Source organism: Actinomyces timonensis DSM 23838 (assembly GCF_000295095.1).
Classification (GTDB): domain Bacteria; phylum Actinomycetota; class Actinomycetes; order Actinomycetales; family Actinomycetaceae; genus Actinomyces; species Actinomyces timonensis.
The window spans coordinates 658,656-679,554 of record NZ_JH806633.1; the positions used below are offsets into that span (position 1 = coordinate 658,656).

4 protein-coding genes (1 of these 4 running past the window's edge) are annotated in these 20,899 nt (G+C 68.7%); all 4 read right to left on the reverse strand.

Annotation, left to right across the window (positions count from 1 at the left end; translation table 11 throughout):
- Tightly spaced (each overlapping or abutting the next), the 4 genes in view from A1QA_RS0109340 to A1QA_RS0109355 form a layout consistent with a single transcriptional unit that may run on beyond the window.
- A complete protein-coding gene (locus A1QA_RS0109340) occupies positions 1-1,251 on the reverse strand; it encodes a hydroxymethylglutaryl-CoA synthase family protein (protein ID WP_017178648.1) in 1,251 nt (416 codons plus the stop codon).
- Entirely contained in the window at positions 1,248-5,801 is a 4,554-nt protein-coding gene (locus A1QA_RS15050; RefSeq protein WP_017178649.1) for a beta-ketoacyl synthase N-terminal-like domain-containing protein, read from the reverse strand. Before A1QA_RS15050 ends, A1QA_RS0109340 begins: the two co-directional genes overlap by 4 nt.
- Positions 5,791-13,695, reverse strand: a complete 7,905-nt coding sequence (locus tag A1QA_RS0109350; RefSeq protein WP_017178650.1) for an SDR family NAD(P)-dependent oxidoreductase — start codon at positions 13,693-13,695, stop codon at positions 5,791-5,793. Before A1QA_RS0109350 ends, A1QA_RS15050 begins: the two co-directional genes overlap by 11 nt.
- Positions 13,688-20,899, reverse strand: the 3' portion of a protein-coding gene (locus tag A1QA_RS0109355; RefSeq protein WP_020372764.1) for an SDR family NAD(P)-dependent oxidoreductase. 3,861 nt of this gene lie beyond the right edge of the window; only the last 7,212 of its 11,073 coding nucleotides appear in the window; its start codon lies off the right edge, out of view; its stop codon occupies positions 13,688-13,690. The genes A1QA_RS0109350 and A1QA_RS0109355 overlap by 8 nt, the downstream gene beginning before the upstream one ends.

Genomic DNA, 20,899 nt, shown 5'->3' on the forward strand with positions numbered 1-20,899 from the left:
TCACACCCACTCGTACTCGCGGTGGTACTCACGTATACGTGACAGGACCAGCCGTCGCCCACCCCGCGCGCGAGCACCCGGAATAAGATCCAGGTCAAGGTCCACGTTACGGGTGCCGAAGGCCACGGCCCCGTTCGTGCGCAGCAGCATCTCGTACTCGGGGATGCTGAGCCGGTACCGGCTGTCCAGGTGGTCGGCGATGCGGCGTTTAGCCACCAGCTCCTGGCTGTCCCGGTCGAAGACGCCGCTGTAGAACTCCGAGGAACAGCCCGAGCCGTAGGAGAATACTCCCAGTCTGCAGGAACGCGACACCTCGGCGTGGTGGATGGTACTGAGGATATTAAGGTACACCGTCGCCCCCATGACGTTTCCGACTCTGCGACAGAACTCGATACCGGGACGCACACGGGAATCAAAGTCGCGGTCAATCTCCTCCTGCTTGCGCACCTTGGCGACGCGACGCATCATCGTGCGGTGCGCCCCCTTGACCATTCCCCCGAAAGGCGTGTGGAAGCTCAAGTAGTCAAAGGTCCCCTGGTAGTCCACACCGGCCACGCGCGAGGCGTAGTCGCGGTAGGCGTTCTCGCAGCAGTCCAGGTAGGACAGCAGTGACAGGTCCGCGTCACCTGCCTCGCTGTCCGGGACCGGTCGGCAGGTGTCCATCACCTCGTAGCTGTAGAGCCCGTAGGCCCCCGGATCCAGTCGGAGCACATGCGGCTGCTGACTCACGAGCATGGCAATCGCCCCCGCTCCCCCACTTGGCTCAGCGAAGGACCAGTCCGACTGCAGGGCCTCACCGGCGTCAGCGGCAGTGAAACGGGCCAGATCGGTGGCGACGACGAGCGCCTTGGCTCCCGAGGAGAGCGCGTAGGAGGCTGCCATCATCAGACCAGCGGTACCCGAGAAGCAGGCGTTCTTGACCTCGAACAGCCGGCACCGGCGTGACAGCCCCAGCATCTCGTGGATGTAGGTACTCATTGACTTCCCGAAGTCAATGCCGGACTCGGTGCAGGTGATAACCATCTCGATGCTGTCGCGCTCTCGCGGGGACATGGCGGAGACGATCGGCTCGGCCGCGTTGACGCCATAGGACACCGGATCCTCATAGGGAAGCGGGACAGAGCGCTGCGACATCAGCAGGTTCTCAAAGCGGCTATTATCCAACTGGCGGTGGCGCGCCAGCTCCTCGACATCCAGGTACGCGCTTCCTCCATAGAAGTTGATGGCCTCAATTCCTGACAGCCGGCTCATCTCTGGACCCTTTCGTCTTCGTCCCGGCTTTCGCTCGAGGGGCGCGCCTCAGGCAGGCTGGCAAGAAGCTCGGCGCGCACAATTTCCAGTACTTGCGCCTCTGACTGCTCTACGTTGATGAACTGATGATCCCCCGCGAGGACGTGAAGGTTGACCTCTCGCGCTCCCAGGTCCTCCCACGCACGCGATTCTGCCAGAGAGACCCCGTAGTCGTCAACGCCGTGGAGCACCGTCATAGGCACGTCCAGCTTCTCACCTTCCGCGTGTTTGTATCGGTCGATCAGGCAGCAGGCCGCAAGCAGTTGCGGAAGAGTAGCGCGTGTCTCCGCCTCAGAGTACTTCCACGCCTTCACGTAGGCAGCCACTACCGCATTGAGGCGATGCTCGTCTCCCTCGATTTCATCGAACTGGGGAATCCGGTCGAATCCCTCGCGCTGCAACTCACGCAGCACTTTCTCGGTGCCTCCGTTGGGACGATTAGGGGCGGTGAACCCCGAGACAAAGGCGCGGACCACGTTAAGCGCCCCGCTGGTGCGCAGGCGGTGAGCCAGACGGAAAGAGAAAAGCGATCCCCAACTGTGCCCGAAGGTGGCGACGGGCAGATCTGAGAGGGCCTCTCCGACAATGCTCTCCAGCGTTTCGCAGAACCTGTCGACGTAGACCGGGGGCGCCTCGCGCAGGCGTGACGCGTCCATTCCCGGTAGCTGGACTGCCAGGACCTGGATCTCGGGCCCCAGGACCTCTTGCCACCCGTCGAACATGTCCGCGCTTCGGTACCCGTTCGGGAAGCACAGCAGCCTCACCCTCGCGGGCCTCGAGAGTTTCTCAGTGCCGCGCAGCCAGTGCGACAGGGAGGTGTCCACGGCATCATCCCCACGCCGGTCCTGCCGGTGCCGCTGCATCGCCGCGGCGATGTCCTGCGCGAGCCCGGCCAGGTCGTCCGCGTCCAGAAGGTCGGTGAGGGTGAGCGTCGTGCCAGTGCGCTCAGACACCTTGGTGTAGAGCTCCACACCCGTCATCGAGTCCAGCCCGAGGTCCTGCATCGCTAGCGCCGCTGATACCTCTGCCCGCTCCATCCCAAGGACCTCACTGACCAGATCCTGGAGCATCTCGAGCACAAGAGCGACCTTCCCCTCCTGCGAAGAACGCTGGAAGCGCGCGAGCAGAGCCTCGTCGACGCCCCGCTGGGAGGACTGAGCGGCCGTCATCAGAACGATCCTCTCCTCATCAAAGGCCTTGAGGACAACACGACCCATGTCAAGCTGTACAGCACCAGCATCGCTGGACACAGACAAGGAACCACTGAGGGTGCCCGAGTCGACGTCGATATCGTCAACGGTCACACGACCCCACCGCGGACCTTCCACGTCGTCGGGCGCGGTGGAGCCCCACAGCCGCACCCGCTCCACCCTCTGCACCATGTACTTCTGGCCAGCCGGTGTCCGCTCGTGAGAGAACCGGTTGAACGCCTGCGCGCAGGCATCGACGAAACCAGGGTGGAAGCCAAGCGCGTACTGGCCCCGACGGGGGGTGCCATCGGCTCTGCTCAGCTCCACGATCCCGCAGGTGCCATGTCGACGGCCAGAGACGACGGCCCGCACGGAGGGGCCGAAGTAGAAGCCCTTGTCGTTCTCCAGCGGACCATAGAACTCCTCCTGCGAGAATGGGACAGCCTCCTCGTCGTCAGCGAACGGCGCATCGGGGCACGGGTCGTGCGTCACCGACAACGCGCCACGCGCGATTGACGCCCACGACGCGCCCCCAGCCTCCCGGGTGTAGATCTTGAACGTCCCGGCAGGAAAGTCCTCGCTGAAGCTCAGCAGCACCTCGACCGGAGTATCCGGCGGGACGACCAGAGCCTGCAGCAGCTCCATCCACTCGACAACGAGGTGCCCCTCGTCCAGGACGGGGCTGGCCGCGCGCGAAAGGAGCTCCATGTAGTAGCCGATATGGACGATTCCAGAGTTGTCCGCCGCCTCACTGAAGCTCTCAGCGGAGAAGACATGCAGGATGTTGGGGTCAGTCCCGGGAAGGTCCAGTCGCGCCCCGTCGAGGGCGAACCTGTGAGCGTCGAGCAGCGTGCGCGGTCCTGGCTCATCCGCCTCCAGCCAGTAGCGCCCATGCTGGAACGGGTAGGTGGGAAGCTGTACTCCTCGCTCCAAGAGAGGCCCTCCCCTGGGCCACCGCACTGACCCTCCCAGAGCAGTTGTCTGAGCCAGAACCCTCGAGATCTCGGGTTTGCCGTCACCGTCGCCGGTGCGCAGCAGGACAACGTCGTCGCGCGCGCTCTGCAGGTGTCCGACCCCTCCCAGGAGCACGAAGCGGTAGCCCATCCTCTCGATGCCGGGCAGCGGGGACGACGAGGACGCCCCAGAGGCCGCATCAGCGCAGGCCATCTCCCAGGCAGCACGAGTGTCCCGCTCCACGGCGCCCGCCTCCCAGGAGCAGTAGCGCACACGGGGACTGCGCAGCCGGGGAGCCCCGGGCCTCTCCCCCCGCGCTATCCGGCACAAGGCCCCGGCCGCAGAGTCCAGGTCGACCAGGCCAGCCAGCACGGCGGCAGCCATCGCCCCGCCTCCACAGCCAGTGACCAGGCTCGGCTCCACGCCCAGCTGTCGAAGCATCGTTCCCAGCGCGTAGGCATGGGAGAAGACATCTGCCAGGTCGCCAGCGCCCTGTGCGGCGGCAGCCGCGACCGCGCGGGCCTCGGCGTAGCCCGGCCACCTCGCCCACAGCTCCTGCTGGTCAGCGTCAGTCTTGTCCGACCCAAGAGCGAGAACGAACTTGGGTGGGATCTGGTCATCGGTGTGCGCCAGCAGCGCACGACCGTCGCTCAAGGTCAGGAACAGACGCCGACGGGCAGCGTAGCGGTCCCGGCCGTGGCTGGTTCCGAGAATCTCAACGGCGTCAGCGTAAAGATCCTTTCTGCCCTCCGCCCATCGACTCATCTCGTCAAGCACCTGGACGGCCTCGGAGACCGAGCGCGGAAGAACCAGCAGCCGGTGCTCGAACAGCGCCCGGCCCAGGTTGGTCTGCTGGCACACCGCGTCCAGGTCGACGTCGGGGTGGGCACGGAAGAAGTCCGCGTACCGCCGTACCTGCTCGAGCAGGGACTCCGAGGTCCTCGCTGACAACGTCAGCACCGGATCACTAGCAGAGGGCGCGGCCGCCGGCGGAGTCGGAGCCTCCTCGAGCACGACGTGGGCGTTGGTCCCGCTGAAGCCGAACGCGCTCACCGCGGCACGACGCGGTCGCCCCTCCGGACGCGGCCACTGCTCGCGTTCTCGCGGGAAAGCGATACCACGGCCCTCGCCGACGCGGGGATTCACCTCGGTGAGGCCAGCGACCGGGACGAACTCACCGTGGTACACCTGGAGCACAGCCTTGATCAGCCCGGCCATGCCGGAGGCGCACTCCAGGTGGCCGATGTTGCCCTTCGCCGCCCCTAGCCGCAGCGGCTCCTGCCGGTCCCCGTAGACGCTGCGAATCGCGTCGGTCTCGATCGGGTCCCCGAGCAGGGTTCCAGTGCCGTGGGTCTCAAGCATGTCGATCTCATCAGGGCTGACCTCGGCGACCTTGAGCGCCCGGGCGAGGACATCACGCTGGGCATGCGCGCTGGGCACCGTGAGTCCGCTGCTCTCGCCGTCGTTGTTGATGGCGGCGCCGCGCAGCACCGCCCAGACACGGTCACCAGCGTCTATCGCGGCTCCAAGCCGCTTGAGCACGACGACACCGCACCCCTCGCCGCGGCCGTAGCCGTCAGCGTCGGCGGAGAAGGGCTTACTGCGGCCGTCCGGAGCAAGAGCGTTCATGGCGCACAGACTGGACATCACAGACGGTGCCAGCATCAGGCTGCAGCCCGCCGCCAGGGCGACGTCGCAGTCCTCCTGGCGCAGCGCGTCCATCGCGAGCTTGACGGCGACCAGCGACGACGAACAAGCCGTGTCGACGGACACCGCAGGACCGTTGAGGCCAAGGGTGTAGCAGACGCGCCCAGCGGCCACGCTGGAGACGACTCCCGTGGACACGTACTGATCTACATCTGACACCGAGCCGATCAGGTTGCCGTACTCGGAGTTGCCCGAGATACCCAGGTACACCCCGGTCTGGCTGCCAGCCAGACTCAGAGGGTCGATTCCAGCGTCCTCAAGGGACTCCCACACGATCTCGAGCAGCAGCCGCTGCTGCGGATCCACCGAGCGGCACTCGACCGGCGCCATCTTGAAGAACCTGGCGTCGAAGCCCGCGACGTCGTCCTCCAAGAAGTGGGCACTGCGCACGTAGGACCGGCCAGGCCTGGCCGGGGCGGGACTGTAGAAGGCGTCCGCGTCCCACCGCTGCTCCGGGACCGGTACGACGGTCGTGACACCGTCCCGCACAACGCGCCAGTAGTCCTCGGGGCTCCTTGCAGCACCCGGAAACCGACAGGCCATGCCGACGATGGCGATCGGCTCCGGGTGGCTGCGTCGTCGCACCGCCTCAAGGTCCGCCCGCAACTCGCGGATGGTGGAGATTGACTGCTTCAGTAAGCCGACGGTACTAGTTGCCATGGTTTCCCAATTCCGTAGTTGACATCTCGATCTCTGTCCTGAGCAGCTCGGCCAGCGCTTCCTCGTCCAAGTTGTCCAGATCGTCCGGCAGGGGCGACGTTGAGAATGCGACCGCGTCCTGGCCCGCGCCGAAGCCGTCCATCTCACCAGCAGCCACCACCTCGGTATCAAATACCGTGGACAGCCTCTCCAGATCGCCCTTGGTCACAATGACGTGAGGCCTGCCGCTGGCCAAGGCCCAGGTGAGGCATCTCCACGCGTCCTCTGCCTCCAGCGGCTCGACACCCATGTGCCTGCGCATCTGCTTACGGACCGCCTCAGTGGCGGGCATGCCGCCCACCCCTCCCCAGAACGACCAGCTGATCGACACGGAGCGCCCAGGGCACAAGGCTTCGCGTCGGACCATGGACTGGTCCAGCGACGCGTTGGCGAAGCAGTAGTCGCTCTGGCCGTAGTTTCCAAGCACGCCCGCCACCGAGCTAAAGGCGACGAAGACGTCCAGGTCGAGACCGGCAACAGCCTCCTCAAGAGCTGCGGTACCAGCGACCTTGGGGGCCAGGACGGCCGCCGCGTCCTCAGGGGACTTGCCCAGCATGGCTCCGTCACGGACGAGACCAGCCGCGTGGATCACGCCGTTCAGGCTCCCGTGACGAGCGAGGATGTCGTCAACGCGCTCACGGACCGCACCGCCGTCGCCAAGGTCCATGCTGATGTACTCAGCACTGCCACCAGCGGCGCGAATCTCGGCAACCACCTTGTCGGACTCCTCGTCTGGCCGACGGCGTCCCGCGAGCACCACAGTCGCCCCGTACCGGCTCGCAAGCTCACGGGCGAACAGGGAACCGAGCCCGCCGCGCCCGCCGGTCACCAGGTAGACACCGCGCTCCCGGAAGGGCAAAGGCGCCGAGACGCCGGGTAATCCGGTGAAACCACGTCTCTCCAGGTCCGGGGCAAGACGGGACTCAACCGCCGCGCTATCGGCGCTCAGTACCCGGAGCGCGCTCTCGGCCACCTTCGCGCACGGCAGCGAAGGCGCCGCCACCTCAAGGGTACGCACATCCAGGCCCGGCACCTCTATCCGGACCGCACGGGCGAAGCCGCCGATACCAGCCGCGGCCGATGGCGCGAACCCGTCATCGGCGCGGCCGTATCCCACCAGCACCCTGGTGGGTTCCTCGGTAGACGCTCGCAGGGCCTGGCACAGAGCCATCACCGTGTAGTAGCCGGCATCCAACTGCTCGGACAGCGCCTCATCGTCTCTGCTCCACCACACCAGGACGTGGGAGATGGTCTCGCCTACCTGTTCGAGAAGCCAGTCCAGGTCAGGTCTGCTGCTCGTGCGGACGCAGAAGCTGTCCGCGCCGACGCGCTGCCGAGACGCGCCCGGGCGAACAAGGACGATGCGACGCGGACGAGCTCCGGGCGGCAGCGCCACCAGCGCGTCATACAGGTCAGGAGTGTCAGCCAGCAGAAGCAGGACATCCGGAGCCTTCTCGTCGCCGTCCTCGGACGGAACAGGGATCCAGGTCGGTGCCAGCAGGGTGACCGGGTAGTCCGGTGCCGCGGGCGGCGCAGCCAGTGCCTCATGGTCCTGCCCATAGTCCTGTTCCAGCTCTTCCAGCAGGTAGCCGGTCAGCTTCTCGATCGTCGGATAGGTGAAGACCATCTGCATGTCCAGCGCCCTGCCCACACGCTCCTCGATCGCGTTCGACAGATCAGTGGAGCTGATGGAGTCCATGCCCATGTCAAAGAAGCCTCTGGACGCCTCCAGCGCCCCAGGATCCTTGTACCCGAGAGTGGCCGCCACGAGCCGTCTTACCTCGGCCTCAACAGCGGCCTCGCGTTCGGCGGGCGTCGCACCGCTCAGAACCACGGCAAGCGATGGCTCGACAGTGCTGTCCTCGGCGGCCGCAGCGGCCTCGCTCTCACCCTCACCGGCCCCCTCCTGGGCCGGTAGCACGGGCGCATCGTTGTAGAGCCAGTGCTCCGTTCGGGCAAAGGAGTAGCCCGGCAGGGGCACGACCGAGCCCGTTCGCCATCCCTCGCCCCACAGCAGCCGCCCCCGGGTCCAGGCCCGGCCAGCGTCAAGAAGCTGCCCAGGACCGGGGCGCGCTGTCACGCGCGCCGGCTCAGCATCCGCGTCTGGCTCGGCCGTGCCCAGGACGACGGGTCCTTCGTCGCCGTCAAGATAGGAGCGCAGCGCGGAGCGCACTTCGCCCACGGTGGAGGCAACCAGCGCGAGCCGGTGGGACAGCGCGGGCCGTGCGAGCCGCATTGTCGTGGCCACCGCTGCCAGCGACGGCTGGCCAGCGTCGCCGCCATCAAGCGCGGTGAGGAGAGCCCGGACCTGACGACCAAGCGAGTCCCCGTCCGTGCCGGAGACGACGACGAGCTCCGGCTCACGACCCTCTGCGAGCTGGACCCGAGCAGGCGCCTCTTCAAGAACAAGGTGCGCGTTGGCCCCTCCTGCGCCGAAGGAACTGATGCCCGCTCGTAGCGGGACCTCGGCGCCGTCAACGACTTTGCGCTGCCACGGCTCGCCCTTAGTCGGCAGCCGGAACGGCGTGCGCTCCAGCGCAAGGCGGGGATTGACCGTCGCCGAGTTGGTGCGATGAGGAAAGCACTCGCCCCTGCTCATCTCAAGCACTACCTTGATCACCTGCGCGATCCCGGCAGCGGCCTCGGCATGACCCATGTTCGCCTTGACCGAGGAGATCACCACGCTGCCCTGCTCCGCGCCCTCGTAGGCCGCCGTCAGCGCCTCAACCTCGATAGGGTCACCGAGGTCGGTACCCGTTCCGTGCGCCTCCAGACGCGTCACTGTGCGGGCATCGACCCGTGCTGAGGCCAAGGCCTCACGCACCAGCGCCGTCTGGGCAGCCGGGCTGGGGACGGTGTAGCCGTGCACTCGACCACCATGGTTCACCGCGGATCCCCTGACCACAGCGTAGACGTGGTCTCCATCCGCACGAGCGTCGCTCAGACGCTTGAGGAGGACCGCACCGACTCCGTCGGATGGGACGTATCCGCTGCCTCCGTCGCCAAAGCTGTGGCAGCGGCCGTCCTGCGCGACGAACCCGAGCATGGACAGAGTCGCCATCTTGGCGGGATGGAGGAGAAGGTTGACGCCCCCGGCCACTGCGGCATCCGCGCGACCGGCGCGCAGGTCGGCGCACGCCGTGTGCAGCGCGGTGAGCGAGGAGGAGCACGCGGTGTCCACGGCGATACTGGGGCCCTGCAGGTCCAGGTGGTAAGAGACACGATTGGCCGCGGAATAGTGCTGGGAGTCCACCGGCACCAGTCGTCCGCGTGCCAGCTCCTGCGCGCCGAGCAGGGCGTAATCCTTGAATGACACACCGGCGTAGACGCCGGTGCGTGTGGTCAGGACCCGCTGACCGGTAGCAGCGTGGGAGGGCGGCACGTATCCGGCGTCGGCCACGCACTGCCAGACGCACTCCAGGAGGATCCGCTCCTGCGGATCCATATAGGCAGCCGTGGCAGGAGCGATGCCGAAGAACTCGGCGTCGAAGCACCGCTCCTCGTCAATGAAGCCGCCCCAGCGCAGCCGGAGCTCTTCGTAGCGGCGCCAGTCCCACCGGTGCGGCGGCGCCTCGCTCACCAAGTCCTCGCCCGCCCGCAGCCGTGCGGCCAGCGCACCGGTGTCCGGAGCGCCCGGGAAGCGCCCAGCGACACCGACAATGGCGATATCGTCATCCTCCCCGGTACCCGCGTGATCCGCTGGACTCGCTTGAGACACCACCGGCACCGGCACCGCCTCGGCCAGGTCATCGGCATCCCTGCTGTCAGCGCAACGGGTGACAATGGCGTCGACAACGTCACCCACCGTCCTCGCCTGGAACATCAGGGAGGCTGGCAGCTTCGGCAACCGCGTCTCGAGCGCGGAGAGGAGCTGACGGATGCGGATGGAGTCCGTCCCGTACGCCTCCAGCGGGCTGCCGACGTCCAGTCGGTCCCGCGGGATACCCAGGACCCGAGAGAAGGTGCTCAGGACGAAGTCCTCGACGGAGCCGGTCCTGTGCGGGGCATGGTCCGGCAGCTCTGGCGCTGGCTCGCCCGCGGCGGTCGCGGGTGCCAGGGGCCGGCCCGCGCCAGTCGGTGTCAGCCAGCACACGTCCTCACGGAAGGGGTACAGCGGCAGAGACACACGACGTGGTCGGCGCCCCTGCCACGCCGGGGCCCAGTCGACGGGCACCCCCAGGACCCACATACGCGCGGCGTCGGCCCAACGGCGCTGCCGAACGGCGTCGGCGACGAACCCCTGCGTGAACTGCGTGCCCAGCACGTCAGTCAGACCGGCAGGCTGGCTGGATGGCGCGGTCAGCAGGGCGTCATGCTCCCTCCCCCGCACCAGTGCCTCCAGGGCCTCGCTCAGCTCCTGAGTGGAGCTGGCCAGCACCGCCACCCGGTGGGGGTGCGCGACACGGCCCAGCTGGGACGTGGCGGCGATCTGGGCAAGGGTCGGTAGTGGCGCGGCCGCAGGACCTGCCGGAGCGTCGAGGGCCTGGATCTCGCTCACGCGCCGCGCTCCCGGCGACATCACGTCAAGTCCAACCCGCTCCAGCACCCGGCCCCAGGTGACAGCGTCCAGTCCCAGATCCTCAAGGCAGTCGTCCTCATCCACGCTGCCGGCGGGCAGGGCAAGAACCTCCTCCAGCGCCGCGGTCAGGGGCGCGCCGGAGCCCACAGGCCGCGGGCGCAGCCAACGACGCCAGGAGTCCACCACGGCATCAAGGCGCTCAGCGTCGGGAGCGGACAGCACCACCAGCTGCGGACCGTCGTCACCAGCGTGCGGATCTGGCTGGGCAGGAGCCTCCTCCACCACGATGTTCGCGTTGGCCCCTCCTGCTCCGAACGCGCTCACAACGGCTCGCAGGGGCTCATCAGCACGTAGCGGGGCCCAGGTGGCGGCGCGCTGGGGAACCCGGAAGCCTGCCGACGCGAGGTCCAGGTTCGGGTTGGGCGGCGCTGAGTGCAGCGACGGGACGACCGTACGGTGCCGCAGCTGGAGGACCACCTTGGTCAGCGCCGCCACACCCGCAGCAGACTCCGCGTGGCCGATGGAGGACTTCACCGAGCCTAGCCAGACCTGGGGGTGGTCACTGGCGTCACCAAGCGCGTGGGTCAGGCCGACCAGCTCGATGGGATCCCCCAGCGCAGTCCCAGTGCCATGCGCCTCGACGCAGCTCACCGTCGCCGGGTCGACACCAGCAGCGCTCAGGGCCGCGCCGATCACATCGCCCTCGGCGACGGGGCTGGGCACCGTGTACCCGTTGGTCCTGCCGGCGGCGTTGAGCGCGCTGCCCCGCAGGACAGCATGGACGTGATCCCCGTCAGCCAGTGCCCTCCGCAGCGGTTTGAGCACGACCGCGCCCACGCCCTCTGCCGGGACGTAACCGTCACCACCGGCACCGAAGGAGCGGCAGCGTCCGTCGGTGGAGAGGAACCCCGCCTGCGACAGGGTCACATACTTCGCCGGGTGGGGCATGATGTTGACACCACCGACGATCGCGGCCTCGCACTCACCCGTCGCCAGGCTCCTGCACGCCAGGTGGAGGGCTGTCAGGGATGACGAGCACATGGTGTCGACCGCGACGCTGGGGCCACGCAGCCCAAGGGTCCAGCTCACTCGGTTGACGATGGAGGAGAAGGAGCCCCCTCCGCGCACGCCGGCCGCATCAGCAAGCAGCTGGTAGTGGCTGAACATGGCTCCAGCGAAGACGCCGATCTCGCGCCCGTCCAGCTGGTCAGGCGCATACCCCGCCTCCTCCAGCGCGTGCCAGGCTGTCTGCAGGAACAGCCGTTCCTGCGGGTCGATATAGGCGGCCTCGGCCGGCGAGATGCCGAAGAAGAGCGGGTCAAAGCATTCGATACCGTCGAGGAAGCCTCCCCAGCGACTGACCGTGCTGCCGGGGCGGCGCCCCTCTGGGTCGAAGATCCTCTCGTGGTCCCAGCGCGAGCCCGGCACCTCCGTCACCGCGTCCACACCTTCGCGCAGGTTGTGCCAGAAGCTGTCAAGGTCGGGAGCCTGCGGGTAGCGTCCGGCGATACCGATGATCGCGATATCACGACAAAGCGATCCGGACGACTCAGCGCTGCCTGCTGGTCCTGAGGCGCTCACGCCCGCCCCAGCACGTGCCCGGGCCGCGAGCAGGTCCCACTTGCCAGGCAGCGGGCTCGTCGGCGGAGGCGGCACCGCGACGCCAGCGGGCCCGCCGCTGGGGCGCTCGGAGGGCTCGCTGGCACCGGGACCGGTATCCGGAGCGGCCTGGTGCTGGGCAGCCAGACGCGCGGCGAGCTCACGAGGGTTGTCGTGCTCGAAGAACAAGGTCTTGGGGAGCTGGCCGAAGTGCTTCTCCAGGGCCGCAGTCAGGGACAGCGCCAGGATGGACTCCACGCCCATCCTCCGAAAACTGGTGACAGGCGTCACCTCCTCAGCGTCCAGTCCGGTGACCTCCCGAACAACCTGTAGCACGATCTCCTCAACACGGTCCCCAGCGATGCGCGCGTCCGGAGCCGCTGACTCGCCGCCCCGCGCCAAGGCGGTCATCACGGACTGGGCGCCCTCGCTCACTGGCACCAGGACCGGCACCCCCGCCGACACCGCGTGCTGGCAGGCGCTGACAGCCTGCTCAGTGGACAGGCTCACCGCGGTACTTGCCGTCTCCGGCACGCTGTCCACCATCGCGGTGCCGCGCACGGCGGGCAGGACCACTGAGCACGTCGCGCCATGCCGCTCGCCCCGGAGCCGCTGAGCCTCCCGCCGTACAGCGAAACCGTCGAGAAAACCGTTGGCAAAGGCGTAGTCGGCCTGGCCCACATTGGCCAAGGTCCCCGCGAGGGAGGAGCAGAGCAGGAAGAACGCGAGCGGGTCATCGCGCGTCATCTCGTCGATGCAGGTGGCCCCAAGGACCTTGGGAGCGGCCACCGCCCGCGCGGACGCGGCGGTCTTCATCCTGACAAAGGCGTCGTCAACCGCGCCAGCGGCGTGGACAACACCCCGCAAGACGCCATCGGCGCGCAGGCGCGCGGTCATGTCCGCAACCGCGACGCGGTCGGTCACGTCGCACCGCTCGTAACGCACGGCGAAACCAGCCGCCCTCAGGTCCGCGAGCACCCGGGCCGGTCCAGGGGCATCCTGCGGGCTGCGGCCCACCAGAGCAAGGGTGCAACCGCTCTCGGCACCGATGCTGCGTGCCAGGACTCTGCCGACGTCACCGGTGCCGCCAGTAACCAGCACGATCTCCTCAGTCGACATCGCCGGCCACTGGGGCACTGGCTCGTGGCCAACTGCTGGAGCAGGCACGACCTGGAGCACCTCCCGGCCCTGCGTGGAGACACGCACCCAGTCGTCGTGCCCGCGCAGCTCAGCGCATAGGCGCTGAGCCAGGTCAGCCGTCACAGGGCCGGCCACAACCATTGAACGCAGCCGCACCAGCGGATCCTCCAGCGTGACCACCCGGCCCATTGCCGCCTCGGCCCACGGCAGCGCCTGGGCGGGACCGGATGCCGCGTCGTGCACGACGATCACGTCCACAGCCCTGTCACGCCGGAGAGCCATCACGCTGTGAACCAGCTCCAGCAGCACCTCGAGCCACGCGACAGGATCGGCGCACGATCCGGGAACCAGGACGGCGGCAGGAGGACGGCCCTGCCGGTCCATGTCCCTGAGCGCAGGTGCCACAGCGCTCCACTCCCCGACCCTGTTGACAGCCACGCCCGCCTGAGCGAGGCAGTCGCGGATCCCGGTCCCAGGCCACTGGCCACCAGGTGGATCGACGGCGATGACGTCGCGGATATCGCCGTCCACCGCCCGAGGCCCCGTCGACGCCCGCGTCGCTGCAACACGTAAGTAGCTGAGCTCCTGTTCAGGCATGATATGGCTCCTTCAGCTCACGCAGGACAAGGCCGTCGATCTCGACAATCACGCGTCCCGCCTCGTCTGCCACAGACAGGTCCAGGACGAACCGGTCTGCTGGCCCACGGCGTCGGATGAGGTGCGCCCACGCCCGCATGGGCAGGGGGCCATCACTGAACCTCGCCGACTCCGCCGCGTATGGGAGGTACAGCCCTTGCTCGGAGCCGAGCAGGACCGCGCACTCGAACGCCGCGTTCAGCATGGGAGCCAGCAAGGAGGGGCTCTCGCTCTCCAGGGCACCCAGGCGCGCAAGCACCTGGTCGCCGCGAGAGCTGCACGCCCGCAGCTGGCGGTAGCAGCCGAGATGATCGAGACCGCAGGAGGCCAGCAGCCGGCGCACAGGCGCGGCGTCACTGGGCTCGCCGCAGATCCCACGCAGGGCGTCAAGGTCAAGCCCCGGCACGACCGGGGCAGTCGGCTCCAGGCTCACCGTCGCGCTGGCCGCTGGCACCGCGCGGTCCTGCGCCACGACCTCGGCGCGCAGGGACTCAGCCGTTGGAGTCAGTACAGTGCGCACGTCAATGGGCGAATCGAGAGGAACCATGGCGGGCCACACGATGTCAGTCAAGGTGTGCGCAGGATGCTCAAGGCTGGCGGAGGCGGCGGTCCGCATCATCTCGAGCGATGCCGCGCCAGCCAGCACCGGCTGACCGGCGACGCGGTGGTCAGCCGCCTGCGGTACCCCCGGGCCCAGGCTGCTCACGAACTGCTGGGTGAACAGGGTTGACTCGTTGCGGTGCAGCAGTGGGTGCAGTGTCTCCCTCGCGCCCGGGAGCGAGGCGCCGTGGGTGGGGGGAACGGGTGGGACGGTGACAGCCGTTGGTCTCCAGTGGCGACGGCGGGCAAAGGGGTAGCCCGGCAGCGAGATCCGTCGGCTGCCCTGGGGACGTGGCCACGCGACCTTCTCCCCGGCCAGCCAGGCGCGTCCGGTGTCCGTGAGCGCAGGACGCCCGGTCTTCCCGGACACCAGCGCGTCAAGCTCCCGTTCCAGCTCCTCCTGGCTGCCGGCCACGACAAGGGCGCGGTGATCCTGAGCCAGGCGCCCCGCCTGGAGGGTGAAAGCGATGTCGACGAGGTCCTCGGGCTGCAGCGAGCGCGACCGCGACCACTCGAGGAGCTGGCTCGCCAGCACGCCCAGGTCACCCTGACGGCACGCGGAGAGCGGGATCTCCACCGTCACCGGCATGGCGGGGGCGGGGCGCTCCCGCTCTGGCTCAGGCGCAGAAGTCACGATGACATGGGCGTTGGTACCACCCGCGCCGAAGGTCGAGATCCCGGCCGTGCAGTGCGCGGGATCGGGCCACGGACGGGTACTGGTCACCAGCTCCAGGCCAGCACCGTCCCAGTCGACCTCAGGGTTGAGCTCGTCGGCATGGATGCTGGGGACCAGCGTGCCGTGCTGCATCTGGAGCAGGACCTTGGTCAGCGACACGATGCCAGCAGCGCTCTCGCAGTGGCCGATGTTGGACTTGACAGACCCGACAAGGCAGGCCCGCTGCCGGCCTGGGCCCAGCGCCATGCCCAGCGCCTCGATCTCGAGCGGGTCGCCCAGCCTGGTCCCAGTCCCGTGCGCCTCGACGTAGGCCACATCGGATCCCTTCACCCCCGCCCGGTCCAAGGCGAGCGAGACGACCCTCGCCTGCGCCGCTGGCCGGGGCACCGTGAACCCGTTGCTGCGCCCGCCGTGGCCCACCGCCGTCGCCGCGATCACGCCGTACACGTGGTCGCCGTCGGCCAGCGCCCGGGAGAGCGGCTTCAGCACAGCCACACCGACCCCCTCGGAGGGGACGTAGCCGTCTGCGTCCGCCCCAAAGGCCTTGCACCGCCCGTGGGAGGCAGCGAAGCCGGAGGAGTGGAGGAGGCGGAACTTGTTCGGGTGCGGCGACAGGTTCACCCCGCCGACCAGCGCGGCCTCGCACTCGCCCCTTCCCAACGACTCGCACGCCAGGTGCAGCGCCGTCAGCGAGGACGAGCACATGCTGTCGATGGTGAGGCTCGGTCCGCCGAAGCCGTATGTGTAGGAGATACGGTTGGCCAGGGACGCTGGCGCGCCGTTGAGCGTGTAGCCCGTCCCCGTCATCTGGGACTGCGCCGCGTAGAGCTGGTACTCCGAGTACATCGCACCGACATAGACGCCGACGCTCATCGAGCGGTCCTCCTGCGGCATTCCGAGATCCTGGGGAACGTACCCGGAGTCCTCAAGGGCGTGGTGGGCGCACTCCAGCAGAATCCGCTCCTGGGGATCCATCACCTCGGCCTCGACGGGCGCGATCGAGAAGTACCTGTCGTCGAAGCAGTCGGCATCCTTGAGCAGCCCCGCCCAGCCCGTAGCCGGGTCCTGGTCCCACACGGGGGCGCCGAGCGCCTCCCAACGCGCGCGGTCGAGCCTGTCGACACAGTCGCGCCCGGCGACCAGGTTCTGCCAGAACTCTGCCAGCCCCTCAGCGTGCGGGTAGCGACCCGCCAGCCCGATGACCGCGATCTGCTCGTGGGCCGGCGGGTCATCCTCGGCCTGGCGCTCGTGCGCGGCGGCCTCACGCGCTGACGCGTCCTGTCGCCCGGACTCTCCCCCCTCTCCGGCGCCCAGCAGGACGGCGCACTCCTGCGGCCGCGTCTCCAGCAGGCTGCCAGCCAGCTCCCGCAGCGTGCGGTTGTCGAAGAAGAGGCTCTTGGGCACCCGGCCCATCGTCGGGCGCAGCCGCTCGGCGAAGCTCATGACGATGATGGAGTCGACGCCATAGCTCTCCATCTCCTCGTCCAGGTCCAGGCGCGCCCGGTCGATCCTGGTCAGGGACGCCAGGATCTCGCGCAACCGGTCCGCCACCTTCTCGGTGTCCGAGCCGCCGCCGATCCCCGGCGCCTGTGGTTGTCTCCGCGATCGCCTCTGCGGCACGGCCTCTGCTTCTCGGGTCAGAGGACCGCCCCGCTCACGTGAGTCGTTGCGGCGGCAGCGCGACAGATAGCCGCGGACAGCGGGCAGGCTGCCCACCAGTGGGACCAAGCGGGTCTCGTCCCCATGGCGAGCGGCGTGGAGGACTTCCAGCGCGTCGCGTGTCGGCAGCGGGACCATCCCCGTGCTGACGTCCATACGCTCGAGCGCATGCCTGCTGAGCGTCATACCACCGTCCTGCCACAGTGGCCAGGCGATTGACACCGTGGCGCCACTGACCTTGCCGCGACGGACCAGGTCACGGCGCCAGGCGGCGAACTCGTCCTGGAAACCGTTCGCAGCCGCGTAATCGCTCTGTCCCGCGTTGCCAACCGTGCCTGCCAGCGAGGAGCACAGCACAAAGCTGCGCAGCGGCTGATCCGCGGTCGCGCGGTGCAGCGCCATCGTGCCAGTCACCTTCGGCCTCAGGACCTCGCGCACGGCCTCAGCCGACTTGGTCGCCACAAGCCCGTCGCGCAGCACGCCAGCGGCGTGGATCACGTCGGTGACCGGACCCGCCTCGGCGACGACCTCTGCGACAGCACGTCGCAGGGCAGGTTCGTCACAGATGTCGACCTGGATGTACCGGCAGCTGACACCGTCCCCGCCAAGACGCGCTGTCAGTGCGCGGATCTCCTCCTGAGGCTCCGTGCGGCCAAGCAGCACCAACGTGAGCGGGTCACCGTTCCGCCGCGCCCGGTCCGCGAGGTCCTCGGCGACGAGGCGGCCAACTCCACCCGCGCCCCCGCTGATCAGCCAGACACCATCGGCATGCCGGGGCGCGGTAACGGGCCACGGCTCCTCCCGCAGGGTCTCGGTCTCACGCTCGTGCTGGCTTCGCCGGACCGCCTCGTGGAGGACCGCCGCTCCTGCCTCCTCACCCGCCCATCTCGCTACCGAGGCAGGATCGCTGGCATCCGGGCAGAGCAGGGCCTGGACCTCGATGTCCTCCTCCTCCGCCCTGACGCTGCGCAGCATCGCGAGCAGCCCCGCCAGCAGGGAGCCGTCAGGGAGGACCAGTTGCACCACGGTGCGGCCACAGCGATCCGACGGGAGGCGCTGCAGCATCGACAGCGTCGTCTCCGCCGCCCGGATGTAGTCCTGCTCGAAAGAAGCATCCGAGGGCAGGAGTGTCGTCTCGGCCAGGGCCGGCATGTACGTCCCCAGGCGCTCGAAAGCGGTGAGGACTCGCCAGGTCGTGGGCAGGTCCTGCCGCTCCCTGGCGAGCGGTGCCGGACGCCACTCAGGAACCTGGATCATGCGCCCGGTCGAGGACGCGCGGAAGCGCAGGTCGCTGATACGGGCCAGCACGTCGCCAGTGGGCGAGCAGATCCGCACGTGCACGCACCGCTCGTCGCCGTGATCCGTGTCAGCAGGCGTGGTCACTACAGCTGCCTCGTCCCATGACTGCCAGCCGCCACTGCCAACCTCGACACGCCCGATCGAGAACGGAAGCATCTGGCCCGCAGCCGCATCATCACCCTGGTTGAGGAAGGCCCACGTGCTCTGGAACGCGCCGTCGAGCAGCGCGGGGTCGAGAAGCGCGCCCGTCACCGCGGCCCCCGAGCGCCGCAGCATGGCGACCGCCGCATCCGTGCCGACTATGACGTCTCGGACCACCCGGTGCGTAGGGCCGTAGTCCAAACCGGAACCCGCGAGGGCCGAGTACACCTCGGCCCCCTCAACCCGGGTGCGGGCGGCCGCCCGCAGCTCCGCGAGCGCCACCCGCTCCTGTGACGCGGGAGTGGTCGCCATCTGGGCAAGGGCGTCGCAGTACTCCACCTCAGCGCCCTCATCGGTGCCCACGAGCCGAACGTGAACGCCGTCGCCCTCCCGCTCAGCATGCACCTCCAGGGGCGCGCTGGCCGGTTCACGGCAGGCTCGGACAAAGGTGACCTGGGAGAGGACCACTGGTGCCCTGAGCGCCATCTGGGCAGCCGCGCGAAGCATCTCCACCATAGCCGCGGCCGGTAGGACAGGACCGCCGTCAACGTGATGATCACGGATCCATGACTCCGCACCGGTGAACGACGTCGTGAAGACCACCTGGTCCATGGTCGAGCGGTTGGCGTGCAGCAGCGGGTGCGGATACCGCCCAGCCCGCTCCTCGGCATCCGCGGGTGGCTCTGCCCAGCAACGCTCCCTGGCGAAGGGGTAGCCGGGCAGGCTGACCCGGCGCGCTGCGCGCCCCTGCCAGCCAGCCTGCCAGGGCACAGCGCGTCCGGCCACCCAGGCACGAGCCAGCTCGTCGAGCCGTGCGGCTCGCAGGAGCCCCATGACCCGCTGCTCGTCATCGGGATCCTGCTCCAGCACGGAGCCGTGGTGCTGCGCTCGGCCCAGCAGCACGGAGGAGCCCTGGCCATCGAGCACATGCTGGATCTGTTCAACCGCCTCATCGAGCGAGCCCACGACCACCGCAGCCCGCTGGGCCATCTCCTCTCGCCCGGTCTGCAGGGTCAGTGCCACGTCATCGAGCCGCAGCAATGGCGTGCGGGTGACATAGGCGATGAACTCCTGCAGGACCGCGCGTAGGCGGTCCTCGTCGCGCGCCGAGAACACCAGCACGTGACGGCCCTGGGACTCGGGACACCGAGCCACGGCAGGCGCCTCTTCCACGACGACGTGAGCGTTGGCGCCACCGGCCCCGAACGCGCTCAGTCCTGCCCGGCGCGGCGGGTCCGCCGTCCACGGGACCAGGCTTTTCGCGACGGCGACACCGGCCCCGGCGAAGTCGATATGCGGATTGGGCGGGTCAGCGTGCAGCGACGGCGCGACTTGGCCGTGCTGGAGCTGTAGCAGAATCTTCGCCAGACCCGCCACACCAGCCGCCGACTCACAGTGCCCGATATTGGACTTGACCGACCCGATAAGACACGGCTGGTCGCGGTGCCCGCCGCCCAGGACCGTGGCCAGTGCCCGCACCTCAATAGGGTCTCCTAGCTCAGTCCCGGTGCCGTGCGCCTCGATGTAGGAGATCGAGTCCGGGTCGACCTCGGCGTCGTGCAGGGCCGCCGTGATCACCTCGGCCTGGGCCTGGGAGCTCGGCACGGTGAAGCCGCCAGCGTGACCACCAGAGTTCACAGCCGTGCCACGGATCACTCCCCAGATGTGGTCACCGTCGGCGACCGCCCGGTCGACAGGCTTGAGCAGCAGGGCGGCGACAGCCTCACCCGGCACGTAGCCGGTGCCTCCCTGACCGAACGCGCGGCACCGCCCGTCCCTCGCGGCGAACTTGCCTTGGGACAGCAGGACCAGCTTGTCCGGGTGGATGGTGAGGTTGACTCCCCCGACCAACGCCATCTCGGCCTCTCCCGAGCGGATACTGGCCGCTGCGGCATGCAGCGCCGTGAGCGAGGAGGAGCACATGGTGTCGAACGCGATGCTGGGCCCGCGCAGATCCATGAAGTGCGACACCCGGTTCGCCACGGCGGCGAAAGACGACGGGACAGGGACACTGCGACCCTCGATGTCACCACGCAGCATGCCGTAGTGGCCGTACATGATCCCGACGAAGACGCCGATCGCACGGCCAGCCAGCTGAGCGCGGCTGTAGCCCGCGTCCTCCACGGCGTGCCAGCACTCCTGCAGGAACAGACGGGCCTGGGGGTCGAGGAAGGAGGCCTCGGCCGGCGAGATGCCGAAGAAGAGCGGGTCAAAGGCGTCGACGTCCTCGAGGAAACCGCCCCAGCGGGCATAGGTGGTGCCAGGAGTGCCGTCGTCACTGACGTAGGCCGCGTGGTCCCAGCGGTCCAAGGGCACCTCAGTGATGCAGTCGCGCCCCTCGCGCAGCAGCGTCCAGAGCTCGGGCAGGTCGCGCGCCCCGGGGAAGCGCCCGCTCATACCGATGACCGCCAGGTCTCGATTCCCGGAGCTGGCACCGTGATGCTGGGCGCTCGTCCTTCCGCTGGGAGACGCCACGCCCGGCCCACCCTCCGTCCCAGGCCGCGCGGGGTGGTCCACCGAGGCCTCGGGGGTCGGAGCGGGCTCCTGCGCCCGGGCAAGGGCCGCGCATGTGTCCGCGTGGGTCCCGGCCAGCGTGAGCGCCACCTCGTCGATGGAACGGTGCTCAAGGAACAGTGTCTTGGGCAGCGACCCGAAGTCCCGCTCCAGCGCCCGGGTCGCCGTCATCATCACGATGGAGTCCATGCCGAGGTCCTCGAAGGTGTCGTCCAAGCGAACACGCTCCGGCGGCGTACCAGTCGCCTCGCAAACGGCCTGCCGCACTCGGCCAGC

Coding starts and splice junctions, on each gene's coding strand:
- A1QA_RS0109340 (WP_017178648.1), bottom strand. CDS start 1,251: ATGAGCCGGCTGTCAGGAATTGAGGCCATCAACTTCTATGGAGGAAGC.
- A1QA_RS15050 (WP_017178649.1), bottom strand. CDS start 5,801: ATGGCAACTAGTACCGTCGGCTTACTGAAGCAGTCAATCTCCACCATC.
- A1QA_RS0109350 (WP_017178650.1), bottom strand. CDS start 13,695: ATGCCTGAACAGGAGCTCAGCTACTTACGTGTTGCAGCGACGCGGGCG.